We start from the raw sequence: 13,555 nt of genomic DNA, 5'->3' as shown, positions 1-13,555 counted from the left end.
TAGTCCTGTATCTGTATCTTCGACCGTTGAAGAAGGTTCGCGAGCGTTTAAGCGCGCTGAAAAACAGGCGGGTCACCCCGCCTGAACTGAATTACTTCTTAGCGCGCTCTTCGAGCATAGCTACTGCTGGCAGGACTTTGCCTTCCACGAATTCGAGGAATGCGCCGCCGCCAGTGGAGATGTAGGAGATTTTGTCAGCAATGCCAAACAGGTCGATTGCTGCCAGGGTATCGCCACCGCCTGCGATAGAGAAGGCTTCGCTATCAGCGATAGCGTTCGCAACGATTTCAGTACCTTTGCGGAAGTTCGGGAATTCAAACACGCCAACCGGACCATTCCACAGAATAGTTTTGGCATTTTTCAGGATTTCAGCCAGCTGCTGCGCGGAAGCATCGCCCAGGTCCAGAATCTGCTCGTCATCTTTAATGTCGTTAACAGATTTCAGGGTAGCGGCTGCGGTTTCAGAGAACTCAGTTGCCACGCGAACATCAGTCGGGACCGGGATATCACAGGTAGTCAGCAGGCGCTTAGCTTCGTCAACCAGGTCAGCTTCGTACAGGGATTTACCCACGTTGTGGCCTTGAGCGGCAACGAAGGTGTTGGCGATACCACCACCAACGATCAGCTGGTCAGCGATTTTAGACAGGGAATCCAGAACGGTCAGTTTAGTGGAAACTTTAGAACCACCCACGATAGCAACCATCGGGCGAGCAGGTTCTTTCAGCGCTTTACCCAGCGCGTCCAGCTCAGCGGCCAGCAGCGGACCTGCGCAAGCCACGTCAGCAAATTTACCGATGCCGTGGGTAGAAGCCTGTGCACGGTGAGCGGTACCAAATGCATCCATTACGAATACATCACACAGCGCAGCGTATTTTTTAGACAGCGCTTCATCGTCTTTCTTTTCGCCTTTGTTGAAGCGAACGTTTTCCAGAACAACCAGTTCACCAGCGGCGACTTCCACGCCGTCCAGGTAATCTTTAACCAGACGTACCGGGTTAGACAGTTTGTCTTTCAGGTAGTTAACAACCGGCAGCAGAGAGAATTCTTCGTTGTACTCGCCTTCGGTAGGACGACCCAGGTGGGAAGTTACCATCACTTTCGCACCCTGTTTCAGGGCCAGTTCGATGGTCGGCAGAGAGGCACGGATACGCGCATCGCTGGTTACTTTCCCTTCTTTAACTGGTACGTTCAGATCCGCACGGATAAAAACGCGTTTACCAGCAAGATCCAGATCGGTCATCTTAATTACAGACATGGTGAATCCTCTCGTTGATTCTTGATAAAGTTTTGCAAGCGCTTACGCGCCTTACCTGAAACCTTGTGCGGCCATCGCTAACGTGGTGTCGAGCATCCGGTTAGCAAAGCCCCATTCGTTATCGCACCAGACCAGCGTTTTGATCAAATGCGCACCGCTTACCCGCGTTTGCGTACCATCAACAATGGCGCTATGCGGATCGTGGTTGAAATCTATCGAGACTAACGGTAATTCCGTATAGTCAACTATACCATGAAATGTACCCTGTGCTGCTTTTTGCAGCAACTGGTTGACTTCATTTGCTTTTACTGGTTTTTTCACCGTTACGCTAAGGTCGATCGCCGTCACATTAATCGTCGGTACGCGGACTGCAATCGCCTCAAAGCGATCGTTAAACTGAGGGAAAATACGCGTGATCCCCGCAGCTAGTTTAGTATCAACCGGGATGATCGACTGACTGGCCGCTCGCGTACGGCGCAAATCCGGATGATAAGCATCGATAACCTGCTGATCGTGCATAGCGGAATGAATCGTTGTTACCGTGCCGGACTCTATGCCGTAGGCATCATCTAACAGTTTAATGACCGGAATAATGCAGTTGGTCGTGCAGGAGGCATTGGAGACGATACGGTGCTCGGCTCGCAGTTCATCATGATTGACGCCAAAAACAACCGTCGCGTCGAGATCGTTGCCGCCAGGATGTGAAAAGAGCACTTTCTTCGCGCCAGCCTTAAGATGGGCTTCGCCATGTTCACGGCTGCCGTAAACGCCCGTACAATCAAGCACCACATCCACCGCCAGCTCACGCCAGGGCAACACCTCAAGGGAAGATTCATGCAGCAGGCGAATAGCATCATCGCCGACAAACAGCTGCTCTCTCTCCTGGCGTACATCCCAGGCAAAGCGCCCATGGCTGGTGTCATATTTCAACAAATGAGCGATGCCGGCAGCATCCGCCAGTTCATTGATTGCCACCACGGTGATTTCCGCACGACGCCCGGATTCATACAAAGCACGAACCACGTTACGCCCGATGCGACCGAAGCCATTAATCGCAATGCGTATGGTCATAGGTCTCCTGCAAGGCTGTCCATGAAATGAGGTGGCTGACAGAGTAATGCAGCTACGCTCTAAGGGAAACCTTACCTGTCGCAAACTGCGACTGATTGATTAATTGTCGAACATTTAGACGACTGAAACGCTTCAGCTAGAATAAGCGAAACAAGGAATAAAAGGAATGACTGTCCAGTTGAAGAAGCCATTTATCTGACTTACGTCACATTTTAAAAGGAATAGTTGCAACACGAGTAACGAATAGCAAGGACGGTGCGAGCAGACTTCTTGTCTTGTCGCTCTGACCACAGCGGAGCGCTGGGATGGTAAATTGCCGGGTACCATGATTCATGGCGCCACTGCTCCCTTTATCTCGACTAAATACAAACAGGGCCGTTATCGCGGCCCTGTTTGCAACACTCGCCTGAGTCAAGGGCAGGCAATCTTATATGCACCGTCAGCCGTCATCTCTAACGTCAGGTTTGCAGCCCGGCTGTTTTCGAGCACACGGCGAACGTTCGGACCATCGGTACGCTCGTAAAACGCCTCGGCTTCAGCTTGCAACAGGCCTCCGGCCAGCTTGCGCCCAACCAGCCTATCCCGCAAAGCGTTGGCTGGCGCTTTAATAAACAGTGAAAAATCGCAAAACTCCGCGAGTGCGCGCCACTGCTCATCATCCAGCAGCAGCCAGTTGCCCTCAACGATAACAACGGGAGCATTTACATTAATGGCAGCTTCAACCGGGTCATGTTTTTGCCGATCGTATTGCGGCCAGTCGCCCTCACCCTCGCGAATCTGGCGAAGATTTTCCGCCAGCTTGGTCACATCGAACGTTTCCGGTGCCCCTTTCGAGCCACGTAACCCATGCTCTTCAAGCCAGGTGTTATAGTGGTGAAAACCGTCCATCGGTAGCGTCTGGATTGGTGTCAAATGCGAGTCCTGACGCACTAAAAACTCCCAAAACGTCGTGAGCGTCGATTTCCCTGTCCCTGGCGGTGCACTGAGGAAAATAATGGTCCGCCGGTTCGGCGTTAAAGAATGTAATCGGGTAAAACGGTGCAGTAAAGGTTTATGGACGTTCTCAATTTCGTCATCACTGTACCGGGCATCAACATTCAGCCCATTAATACTCAGCGTTATATTCACGGCGTTAATTCCTTTAATATCGTCGTTATCGCCAACGCCAGCGCGGTTTTCACCATATTAATGAAGCGAATTTCTGACCACGCAGAGAAATCAGCAAACTTCATTGATTTCAACGCGCCGTATAATGCGGTGTTATTCGTAATGCTATTTACATTACAAATAAAATCCCAGGTCAACTCGTCCGCAAATCCGGGAAGATCGCATTGTTCAGTCAGATACTGATAAAACTGCGAAAAGTGGGTGATATCGGCATAGAGCCATTTGTCCATTTTCCCCAGCGCATATATCAGTCGTAACGCCACATCAATATCATCAAGCGGGCCGCTTTGCGCGAGTAACGGCTTCACTGCATATTCCACGATCTCTTCATCATTATTAACGAACAACGAGGGCAGAAAACGCTTGATGGCCTGCAACAAGAGGGTATTTGCAGTCGCCATAAAGGAGAGTAAATCTTGCTGGGCATCCAATTGCTCCAGCACGTCATCTTCTGTTAGCGTCGTCATTCGTTTCTCGATAAATCACCAGGAATGCAGAGAGTCTACTATATTACACGTTTGGTCTATGCCACTGATCAGGATTGTTTGTGTGCGAACTCCGCCCTCGCCACGTTGAATTCCACGCAGCAGGTCACCTCCTGTGACGCCGGTTGCAGCGAACAGAACATCGCGGTGGCTCACGATATCATTAAGCCGATACACATGGTTGACCTTCACGCCCATCTCATCGCAACGGCTGCGCTCTTCCTGCGCTATCTTCTGGTGCTCAGGCGAGTCGCCTTTCGCCTCACAAAAGTCGATAAGTTCCGCCTGCATATCCCCACCTAAAGCAGTCACCGCACACGCCGATATCACCCCTTCCGGCGCGCCGCCAATGGTAAACATTACGTCGTAAGCGTTGTCCACCATGCAGGTCTGCACGCTGGCAGCCACATCACCATCCGGCAATGCAAAAACTTTCACTCCAAGACTTCTCGCCTCATCAATTGCCGGACGTAGCCGCGGCTTATCCAGCGTGACCATACGCAACGCCGTCAACGGCTTGTTCAGCACCTTTGCCACGCTATGTAAGTTCTCGCTTAACGAATGCCGCAGATTAATCGCCCCTTTCGCCCGGCGGCCCACAACTATCTTTTTCATATACATATCAGGTGCATGCAGCAGAGAATCCACTGGCGCAAAAGCCATGACCGCCAGCGCATTACTTTGCCCCATCGCGACCATTCGGGTTCCTTCTATTGGATCGACGGCAATATCAATAAGCATCCCCTCGCCGCGCCCAACCTGCTCGCCAATCCACAACATGGGAGCATGGTCGATTTCCCCCTCTCCGATGACGATCCGCCCCTGAAAATTAAGCTCATTAAGCGCCTGCCGCATGGCGCTTACCGCCAGGCCATCAATTTTGTTTTTATCCCCGCACCCCGTTTCGGGCCAGGCAGCAAGCGCTGCCTGTTCCGTAGTGCGTAGCAGCGGCCACGCCAGTGACATCATTCCGCCACCTCGCCAATATCAACGCCAAAGTGTGCCAGAAGATACTTCTCGGCCTGCTCATTCCAGATCCCGTGCGTCTCTTCTACCAGTTCCGCCAATTGCTTAAACAGCGGGTCGGTTTTACCTTTCTCAGCAAAATCAGTAATCGCCGTTAGCGGCATCGTCACGCCGTTATAAATCAGCTTTTTGCCACCAGGAATGTTGGGCAGATTGAGCACCGTGTCCGGCACCGCATCCAGCCCGCCAATATGCGTCACCATAAATGAAGGCTGTAGTTGTCCAGTTGCGCTCAGGGCAATCGCTTCAAGCATGTCATCCGTTGAGCCACCTGAAGTCCCCACGACATGGGTACTGTTGTAATGCACGTTGTAGAAGTTAAACGGGACTTTAAAGTTTTTATCCGTAGGGCCGGCAAAGAAGTTCAGGCATCCATCTTCCGCCAGCAGCTCATCCGCCATTTCCACGATGGCGGGAACGGCAGCATATACGAAGACATCGTCAAATCCTTCGTCATTCGTCAGCGCCCGCAGCGCCTGTACCGGATCTGCAACGTCCCGTGTATTGACATAAACCAGCTCAATCCCTTTACTGGCAGCCAGTTCTACCGGCAGGAGTTTTTGCGCCTGCGCCAGGCGCTTTTCATCAATATCAACCACTACCACCCGCGCCGGGGCAATGTTGCCGTTGATAGCATAATCTATCGCGCCAATGCCCATCGGCCCGGCACATGCCAGCAGCGCCAGATTGCCGCCAGGCTTAATTCCCATCCGATGCTCATAGACATAAGGCGTGGTATGGAAATTGGCATTATATGCACCAATAATGCAGCACATAGGTTCGGCCAGCGACGCGGCGGCAAAATAAGAACCGTGATATGGCAGTACGCATCCCAGATTAATAGCCACCTCAGGGATAATCATATAGGTCGCGTTACCGCCGAAGTATTCATAGCTATAACCTGCTGAATATCCGCTTGGTAGCCCCATCGCCGGTTGCAGAACAAACCGCTGACCTTTTTTATATTTATCGGTAAGGTTTTTCCCCACCTCGACAATAATCCCCGCACATTCATGACCGGTAATAACCGGATGATTTTCTAAATCATCGGGAACGCGTTTATGTTCGCTGCCTAAAACGGCGGCCTTCCAGGTAGATAAACACACGCTATCGGAGATTACGCTCACCAGCAATTCATTATCGGTAATTTGCGGAAGTTCGAATTCACGAATGCGGACATCCTGCTTGCCATAAATAGCGGCAACTTTGGTTTTCATATTAACTCCGTAAATTAATGAGCAATCAGGCACTGAGGTTTTTAAACAACTCATCCAGGTGCGGATCGCCGATATAGTTTTTAATCAGGATTAAAGGTTTATCACTGACGCGTTTAACACGGCCTTCCAGGCTGGCATGAGTGACGATAATATCCGCATCATCTGGTACATTTTCGATGGCATAGTGGGTGACGGTAATAGCCAGTCCCGCTTTTTCCAGACGTTTACGGAAAGTTGTAGCACCCATCGCGCTGGAGCCCATACCCGCATCGCAAACGAAAGCAACGCGTTTAACCTGCTTGTAAGAAAACGATCCTTCGCGTTTCATCGCTTTTACCGCTTTAGCAGATTCGCTAAATGTATCTTCCTTTTCGACTTCGATGCTTTTATCCATCTTCAGAATAAAAGAAGTAATGATAAAGGCCACCAGAGCTCCTGCAGTTACACCTGCGATGGTGGCGATAAACGACCCTTTCGGTGTTAATGCCAGGTAGGCGAAGATTGAGCCAGGACTCGGTCCAGCAACCAGGCCGCCACCCAACAGATTAAAGACCCAGGTACCGGTCATTCCACCGCCGATCATGGCAATCAGCGTTAACGGCTTCATCAACACATAAGGGAAATAGAGCTCATGGATACCGCCAAGGAAATGGATAATCATGGCGCCCGGAGCGGACTTTTTACTCATGCCTTTACCAAAGATGGCAAACCCGAGCAGCAGGCCCAGCCCTGGTCCGGGATTAGAGGCCACCATAAAGAAGATCGATTTTCCGGTCTCAGCAGCCTGTTGCATACCCAGCGGATAATAGACGCCCTGATCGATGGCATTGTTTAGAAAGAGAATTTTCGCAGGTTCGTTGATAACCGAGAGCAACGGCAGATACCCCGCATGCACCAGAGCTTCAATACACTCCTTCACAAAATTATTCGCAACGAGAACCGCCGGGCCAATAATTTCAAATCCCAACAGGCATAAGATCATGCCAGCGATACCGAGAGAGAAGTTATTGATGACCATTTCGAAACCGGCAGGAATACGTTTTTCCAGCAGGCGGTCAATATGTTTAATTACCAGGCCGCCGAGCGGCCCCATGATCATAGAACCAAGGAACATTGGAATATCAGCGCCAACAATCACGCCAATGGAACCAATGCCGCCCATTACCGCTCCGCGCTTGCCGCCAACCAGGTGACCGCCGGTTGAGCCAATCATTACCGGTAATAAATAGGTAATCATCGGGCCGACAATTTTGGCAAAATGCTCATTGGGCATCCAGCCAGTAGGAATAAATAATGCGGTAATAAACCCCCAGGCAATAAATGCGCCGATATTGGGGATGACCATGGCAGTCAAAAACCCACCAAAAGCCTGGACCTTTGCACGAGCAGACTTGTTTTCCATATTAATATCCTGAAAGGAGGGAGTTGATTATGCGCGGGAGATAATATCCGCTAATTGTTTCTCAGATTTAGCCGCCAACAATGCAGCCAAGTTTTCCTCTTCACACAATAATTCACTTAATGCCTGAATCGCACCAATATGCGAATCTGAATCGGCAGCAGACAACCCAATTAATAACTTAATGGGTTCATTACCCTCGCCAAAGCTGACGTGGTTTCGCAATAGCGTTAATGACATCCCTGTTTTTAACGCACCGTATTCAGGACGCGCATGAGGCATTGCCACTTCGGGAGCCAGAATATAATAAGGCCCGTTAGCTAACGTAGACTCTTTAATTGCCTGAATATATTGCGGGCTAACATAATGATTAGACAATAAAGCTGACATTGAAAAATCAACCGCTTCTTGCCAGCTTGATGCTGAATTCTTTATCGATATTGATGCTTCTGGGAAATAATCAATCAGTCGCATAGGTCATCCTTTTATTTTATTTCCAGGGTACAGTTTATCGTTAAAAACAAAATACTCGGGAGGCACAGTGAAATCAATAAGCGACAAAAGAGAGGCGAACTGGCTGAAGGTTTTTACGAAATGAATAAAAACAACAAGTTGATAATTAAAAAAATAAAATCAACTATATATTTGTGATTTCAATTGCAAATATGAAAAATCACTAAATTAACGTTTTGTGAAGTACATCACCATTAATGACTTGATGATAACTAACAAAAAAATCCAGCGCTGTCTCAATCAAAAGAAACGGGCCGCCTGAGCGACCCGTTTATTATCATAAAAATGATTACAGCAGTGCTTTCGCTTTGGCGACAACGTTTTCCACGGTGAAGCCAAACTCTTCAAACAGCAGCTCAGCCGGAGCAGATTCGCCAAAGGTAGTCATGCCGACGATAGCGCCGTTCAGGCCCACGTATTTGAACCAGTAGTCAGCGATGCCCGCTTCAACGGCTACGCGAGCAGAGACGGCTTTCGGCAGCACGGCTTCACGGTAAGCCGCATCCTGCTTGTCGAATGCATCAGTGGACGGCATGGAAACCACGCGCGCCTTCACGCCTTCGGCAGTCAGTTTTTCGTAAGCGGCTACAGCCAGCTCCACTTCTGAACCGGTGGCGATGAAAATCAGCTCTGGCTGGCCAGCGCAATCTTTCAGCACGTAACCACCGCGGGCGACGTTCGCCAGCTGCTCTTCGGTACGCTCCTGCTGCGCCAGGTTCTGACGAGAGAGGATCAGCGCGGTCGGGCCATCTGCACGCTCAACGCCGTATTTCCACGCGATAGCTGATTCAACCTGGTCACACGGACGCCATGTGGACATGTTTGGCGTGACGCGCAGGGAAGCCACCTGCTCAACCGGCTGGTGAGTCGGGCCGTCTTCGCCCAGACCGATGGAGTCGTGGGTATACACCATCACCTGACGCTGCTTCATGAGAGCCGCCATACGCACCGCGTTACGGGCGTATTCCACGAACATCAGGAAGGTGGAGGTGTACGGCAGGAAACCGCCGTGCAGCGAGATACCGTTGGCAATCGCGGTCATACCGAACTCGCGCACACCGTAGTGGATGTAGTTGCCTGCGGCGTCTTCGTTAATCGCTTTAGAACCAGACCAGATGGTCAGGTTAGACGGTGCCAGGTCAGCGGAGCCGCCGAGGAATTCCGGCAGCAGAGGGCCAAAGGCTTCGATGGCATTCTGGGACGCTTTACGGCTGGCGATTTTCGCCGGATTCGCCTGCAGCTTAGCGATGAACTCATTCGCTTTCGCATCGAAGTCAGACGGCATATCGCCTTTCATACGACGGGTGAATTCTGCCGCTTCCTGCGGGAAGGCTTTCGCATAAGCCGCGAACTTCTCGTTCCAGGAGGCTTCTTTCGCCTGACCGGCTTCTTTCGCATCCCACTGCGCATAGATATCAGACGGGATTTCAAAGGCCGGGTGTTTCCAGCCGAGTGCTTCGCGGGTCAGCGCGATTTCCGCGTCGCCCAGCGGTGCGCCGTGGGAGTCGTGGGTGCCCTGTTTGTTCGGAGAACCGAAACCGATGATGGTTTTGCACATCAGCAGAGACGGTTTGTCGGTAACAGCACGTGCTTCTTCCACCGCGCGTTTAATCGAGTCAGCATCGTGACCGTCTACACCACGAACAACGTGCCAGCCGTAAGCTTCGAAACGCTTCGCGGTATCGTCAGTAAACCAGCCTTCAACGTGACCGTCGATGGAGATGCCGTTGTCGTCATAGAACGCCACCAGCTTGCCCAGTTTCAGGGTACCGGCCAGGGAGCATACCTCGTGGGAGATACCTTCCATCATGCAGCCGTCGCCCATGAAGGCGTAAGTGAAGTGGTCAACAATGTCGTGGCCCGGACGGTTGAACTGTGCCGCCAGCGTTTTCTCCGCAATCGCCATACCCACCGCATTGGCAATACCCTGACCCAGCGGACCGGTAGTGGTTTCAACGCCCGCGGTGTAACCCACTTCCGGGTGACCCGGAGTTTTAGAGTGCAGTTGGCGGAAGTTTTTCAGCTCTTCAATCGGCAGATCATAACCGGTGAGGTGCAGCAGACTATAGATCAGCATAGAGCCGTGACCGTTGGACAGCACGAAGCGGTCGCGGTCAGCCCATAATGGGTTCTGCGGGTTATGGTTCAGGAAATCACGCCACAGGACTTCAGCAATGTCAGCCATACCCATCGGGGCACCCGGGTGACCGGATTTGGCTTTCTGTACTGCGTCCATGCTCAGCGCACGAATAGCGTTGGCAAGCTCTTTACGTGAGGACATTTTGACTCCAGATCGGATAATGAAGGCCATGCCCGCAACGACTTGACGACAGCGCGTTTTGGGCTACGCCGGAAAAAAGTGTGAACAATGTAACCTAAGCGGCAAAACATGTACATGGAGCATCCTTTTGCCGCTTAAGAAATCTCTGGAACATGTTGTACTACACCGTAATCCTCTCGCCCGCATCCTGAGATAGTATTTATAATTTGTATAGGATACGGCAGGCCTGCTATCGCCGTTTTTTCGGAAAAATAACCATAAGATTGTGGAAGATAAAAATGAAAATTCGTTCAGCTATTCTTGCCCTTGGGATCGCAGCAACGCTTACCGGATGCCAGAACATGGACTCTAGCGCCCTGCTTGGCTCTGGCGCAGAAGCCTGGCAGGCTTACTCTCTCAGCGACGAGCAGGTTAAAACCTTAAGCGACAAGGCCTGCCAGGAGATGGACGCCAAAGCCAGCATCGCGCCTGCCAGCAGCGAATACAGTAAGCGCCTCAGCAAAATCGCCGCCGCACTGGGCGACAACATCAACGGCCAGCCGGTGAACTACAAGGTATACCAAACCAAAGACGTCAACGCATTTGCCATGGCCAACGGCTGTATTCGCGTCTATAGCGGGCTAATGGATTTGATGAATGATAATGAAGTTGAAGCAGTCATCGGCCATGAAATGGGTCACGTGGCGCTCGGTCATGTGAAGAAAGGGATGCAGGTCGCGCTGGGTACCAACGCGGTGCGCGCAGCGGCAGCCTCAGCTGGCGGCATTGTTGGCAGTCTCTCGCAGTCGCAACTGGGCGATCTGGGTGAAAAACTGGTGAATTCACAATTCTCCCAGCGCCAGGAATCTGAAGCAGACGACTACTCTTACGATCTGCTGCGTAAACGCGGGATTAACCCAGCGGGCTTGGCCACCAGCTTCGAAAAATTGGCTAAACTGGAAGCCGGTCGCCAAAGCTCAATGTTTGACGATCACCCGGCATCGGAAGCGCGCGCTCAGCATATTCGCGATCGAATGGCTGCGGACGGCATCAAGTAACCGCCGCCCCATCAGCAAGCCATATCAGATATTTTTGGCAAAGCTCATCATGCAAGCCGGATAGCATTAGCGCTATCCGGCATACCTGGTGATGACAAACCCGTTTTAGGCATTGTGCCCGGATTCATGCCGGGTGGCGGCTAACGCCTTACCCAGCCTACGAGATCCGCGATTATCTGTAGGCCCGTGCAAGCGCAGCGCCGCCGAGCGATTCCTGTGATTACTCGCCTTTCTTCGCCGCCTGGATATACAGCATCTCCAGCGCCAGAGTCGCCGCCGCCAGCGCAGTGATTTCGGACTGATCGTAAGCCGGAGCCACTTCCACCACGTCCATGCCGACAATATTCAGGTCCTTCAGGCCGCGTACCAGTTTGATCGCGCGATCTGAAGTCAGGCCACCGATCACCGGCGTACCGGTACCCGGTGCGAATGCCGGATCCAGGCAGTCGATATCAAAGGTCAGATAGACCGGCATATCGCCGACGATCTGCTTAACCTGGGCAATCACATCGTCAGCAGTCCGATCGTTAACCTGACCCGCATCCAGCACCGTGAAGCCGTTATCTTTATCAAACTCGGTACGAATGCCGATCTGCACCGAATGATTCGGGTCGATCAGACCTTCGTTCGGCGCAGTATAAAACATGGTGCCGTGGTCGAATTCGCAGCCGTTTGCATAGGTATCGGTGTGAGCATCGAAGTGCACCAGCGCCATTTTGCCAAAGTGCTTAGCGTGCGCGCGCAGCAGCGGCAGCGTCACGAAATGGTCACCGCCGAAGGAGAGCATGCGTTTACCCGCAGCCAGCAATCTTTCCGCGTGGGCCTGCAGCTTTTCGCTCATCTCACGCGCATCGCCGAAGGCATAAACCAGATCGCCACAGTCAACCACGTTGAGACGCTCACGCATATCAAAGTTCCACGGGAAGCGGTTGTGCTCCCACGCGAGGTTAGTCGACACCTGACGGATCGCCGCCGGACCGTGACGGCCGCCCGCGCGCCCGGAAGTCGCCATATCAAACGGGACGCCAGTAATCACCCAGTCAGCATCGCTGTCGTACGGCTGGAAGTTCAGCGGCAGACGCAGAAAACCAAATGCATTAGATACCAGGGAGTTATCGTATTGATGACCTAAGGTGCTCATGGGTATGACCTCTTTTTGCCGTCTTGGTATTTGAAAAAGATATAAAAAAACCCTTTCGCGTCGTTAGGCCCGACGAGAAAGGGTTTGGGTATACATATAGCATATTGGGCGTAATTATCGCCCTAAAACTACCCGGCTTCAAGCAAAGCGTTTATTTACGACAAGGCGGCGGCGCATAGTCGTTGCTGTCTGCCGGGAAAGCCTGGGCTGAGCACGGCGGCAACGTTTTCGCAGCAGGCCCCTGTAATGCAAACGCCGCAAAACCAATCACACCGGTATTACGGACGTCTCCCTGCGCGGAGTTAGCCGCATAGGAATCAGAGGCATCAGAGAACTGGAACGCCGCCTCGGTATGCTTATCTTTTCTGAACCCTTTAATCGCCAGTGAATCACCAGCATTAACAATATAACCGCTATTATTCAGAGAGCCAGGTTTACCGCTCAACACATCCAGGCCATCAACCGTCGCGACAATTTCATAATTCGTATCACGACTGAAATTACGCACGTATAGCTGATAGTTCATCCCCACGGTCGCCGGGATAATATACTGCCACTGTCCAGTGTAGGAGTCATAACGACGAGTAATTGGAATAGAATTAAAATTTGCATCACGAATAGCATATTCAAGATTACTGATACGAATGCTATAAACACGATCGTACCCCGGCTGGTATTTAGCAGAGTAATTTATCAGAATGATTTCACTGGGCTCACGCTCTGCCCGCTCAGCTGAGACGCCCGTCACCGTTGAATTTACGTCGCCCCCCCACGTGGTGCCCACTTCGGAATGCATGGATGGGTTGGAGTGCATCTGCCCAGCGCAGCCGCCTAAAAGCAAAAACATGCTGACCAGTAAACTCTTAATTTTAAATCCCTTCATATCCACTTCCTTTGCTGTCATGAATAAATTACACAGCAATAGTAGGGATATTTAAAAATAAAAAAAGAGGGTAATTAACG

12 protein-coding genes and 1 pseudogene are annotated in these 13,555 nt (G+C 51.5%); 2 read left to right on the top strand and 11 right to left on the bottom strand.

What is annotated here, in order from left to right:
• Positions 1 to 91 precede the first annotated feature (91 nt).
• Complete coding sequence (gene pgk, locus DA718_RS04555; RefSeq protein WP_112216559.1) at positions 92 to 1,255, bottom strand: phosphoglycerate kinase; 1,164 nt, start codon at positions 1,253 to 1,255, stop codon at positions 92 to 94.
• Between the two features lie 51 nt (positions 1,256 to 1,306).
• Positions 1,307 to 2,326 carry an erythrose-4-phosphate dehydrogenase gene (gene epd / locus DA718_RS04550; RefSeq protein WP_112216560.1) on the bottom strand — a complete coding sequence of 340 codons (1,020 nt, stop codon included), beginning with the start codon at positions 2,324 to 2,326 and terminating at the stop codon, positions 1,307 to 1,309.
• A gap of 274 nt (positions 2,327 to 2,600) precedes the next feature.
• On the opposite strand from epd, the pseudogene DA718_RS04545 reads away from it, so the two are divergent.
• Positions 2,601 to 2,690 (top strand): annotated as a pseudogene (locus DA718_RS04545) (prohibitin family protein); the annotation flags it as partial.
• Positions 2,691 to 2,737: 47 nt separating this feature from the next.
• Here DA718_RS04545 and DA718_RS04540 read toward each other — a convergent pair.
• The 7 genes from DA718_RS04540 to tkt form a co-directional block, all read right to left on the bottom strand.
• Positions 2,738 to 3,454, bottom strand: a complete 717-nt coding sequence (locus tag DA718_RS04540; RefSeq protein ID WP_112216561.1) for a nucleoside/nucleotide kinase family protein — start codon at positions 3,452 to 3,454, stop codon at positions 2,738 to 2,740.
• Positions 3,451 to 3,960 carry an MltR family transcriptional regulator gene (locus DA718_RS04535; RefSeq protein ID WP_112216562.1) on the bottom strand — a complete coding sequence of 170 codons (510 nt, stop codon included), beginning with the start codon at positions 3,958 to 3,960 and terminating at the stop codon, positions 3,451 to 3,453. Before DA718_RS04535 ends, DA718_RS04540 begins: the two co-directional genes overlap by 4 nt.
• 15 nt (positions 3,961 to 3,975) lie before the next feature.
• Positions 3,976 to 4,947 (bottom strand): class II fructose-bisphosphatase, encoded by a 972-nt coding sequence (glpX, locus tag DA718_RS04530; protein ID WP_112216563.1) that lies wholly within the window; start codon positions 4,945 to 4,947, stop codon positions 3,976 to 3,978.
• Positions 4,944 to 6,221 (bottom strand): zinc-binding dehydrogenase, encoded by a 1,278-nt coding sequence (locus DA718_RS04525; protein ID WP_112216564.1) that lies wholly within the window; start codon positions 6,219 to 6,221, stop codon positions 4,944 to 4,946. Before DA718_RS04525 ends, glpX begins: the two co-directional genes overlap by 4 nt.
• A 25-nt stretch (positions 6,222 to 6,246) precedes the next feature.
• Complete coding sequence (locus DA718_RS04520; protein ID WP_112216565.1) at positions 6,247 to 7,623, bottom strand: PTS mannitol transporter subunit IIBC; 1,377 nt, start codon at positions 7,621 to 7,623, stop codon at positions 6,247 to 6,249.
• 27 nt (positions 7,624 to 7,650) lie between these two features.
• The gene (gene cmtB / locus DA718_RS04515) at positions 7,651 to 8,094 is read right to left on the bottom strand and encodes a PTS mannitol transporter subunit IIA (RefSeq protein WP_112216566.1); all 444 of its coding nucleotides are present in this window, start codon (positions 8,092 to 8,094) and stop codon (positions 7,651 to 7,653) included.
• A gap of 328 nt (positions 8,095 to 8,422) precedes the next feature.
• Positions 8,423 to 10,414: a transketolase gene (tkt, locus tag DA718_RS04510; RefSeq protein ID WP_130624345.1), complete on the bottom strand. Its 1,992-nt coding sequence runs from the start codon at positions 10,412 to 10,414 to the stop codon at positions 8,423 to 8,425.
• A gap of 278 nt (positions 10,415 to 10,692) precedes the next feature.
• On the opposite strand from tkt, the gene loiP reads away from it, so the two are divergent.
• Positions 10,693 to 11,451, top strand: a complete 759-nt coding sequence (gene loiP, locus DA718_RS04505) for a metalloprotease LoiP (protein ID WP_112217193.1) — start codon at positions 10,693 to 10,695, stop codon at positions 11,449 to 11,451.
• Positions 11,452 to 11,671: 220 nt separating this feature from the next.
• Here the strand turns inward: loiP and speB are convergent, their stop codons facing one another.
• Positions 11,672 to 12,592, bottom strand: a complete 921-nt coding sequence (speB, locus tag DA718_RS04500; protein WP_112217192.1) for an agmatinase — start codon at positions 12,590 to 12,592, stop codon at positions 11,672 to 11,674.
• A 151-nt stretch (positions 12,593 to 12,743) separates the two neighbouring features.
• Positions 12,744 to 13,475, bottom strand: coding sequence for a hypothetical protein (locus DA718_RS04495; RefSeq protein WP_112217191.1), 732 nt, complete (start codon positions 13,473 to 13,475; stop codon positions 12,744 to 12,746).
• Between the last annotated feature and the right edge of the window lie 80 nt (positions 13,476 to 13,555).

The organism is Klebsiella huaxiensis (assembly GCF_003261575.2).
Lineage (GTDB): Bacteria > Pseudomonadota > Gammaproteobacteria > Enterobacterales > Enterobacteriaceae > Klebsiella > Klebsiella huaxiensis.
The sequence above is the reverse complement of the archived record's forward strand: the minus strand, read 5'-3'. Positions and strand labels throughout refer to the sequence as shown.

Excerpts from the sequence above, each read along its gene's own strand:
- glpX (WP_112216563.1), bottom strand. The coding sequence starts at position 4,947 with ATGATGTCACTGGCGTGGCCGCTGCTACGCACTACGGAACAGGCAGCG.
- DA718_RS04535 (WP_112216562.1), bottom strand. The coding sequence starts at position 3,960 with ATGACGACGCTAACAGAAGATGACGTGCTGGAGCAATTGGATGCCCAG.
- pgk (WP_112216559.1), bottom strand. The coding sequence starts at position 1,255 with ATGTCTGTAATTAAGATGACCGATCTGGATCTTGCTGGTAAACGCGTT.
- DA718_RS04520 (WP_112216565.1), bottom strand. The coding sequence starts at position 7,623 with ATGGAAAACAAGTCTGCTCGTGCAAAGGTCCAGGCTTTTGGTGGGTTT.
- DA718_RS04495 (WP_112217191.1), bottom strand. The coding sequence starts at position 13,475 with ATGAAGGGATTTAAAATTAAGAGTTTACTGGTCAGCATGTTTTTGCTT.
- DA718_RS04525 (WP_112216564.1), bottom strand. The coding sequence starts at position 6,221 with ATGAAAACCAAAGTTGCCGCTATTTATGGCAAGCAGGATGTCCGCATT.
- epd (WP_112216560.1), bottom strand. The coding sequence starts at position 2,326 with ATGACCATACGCATTGCGATTAATGGCTTCGGTCGCATCGGGCGTAAC.
- speB (WP_112217192.1), bottom strand. The coding sequence starts at position 12,592 with ATGAGCACCTTAGGTCATCAATACGATAACTCCCTGGTATCTAATGCA.
- tkt (WP_130624345.1), bottom strand. The coding sequence starts at position 10,414 with ATGTCCTCACGTAAAGAGCTTGCCAACGCTATTCGTGCGCTGAGCATG.
- loiP (WP_112217193.1), top strand. The coding sequence starts at position 10,693 with ATGAAAATTCGTTCAGCTATTCTTGCCCTTGGGATCGCAGCAACGCTT.
- cmtB (WP_112216566.1), bottom strand. The coding sequence starts at position 8,094 with ATGCGACTGATTGATTATTTCCCAGAAGCATCAATATCGATAAAGAAT.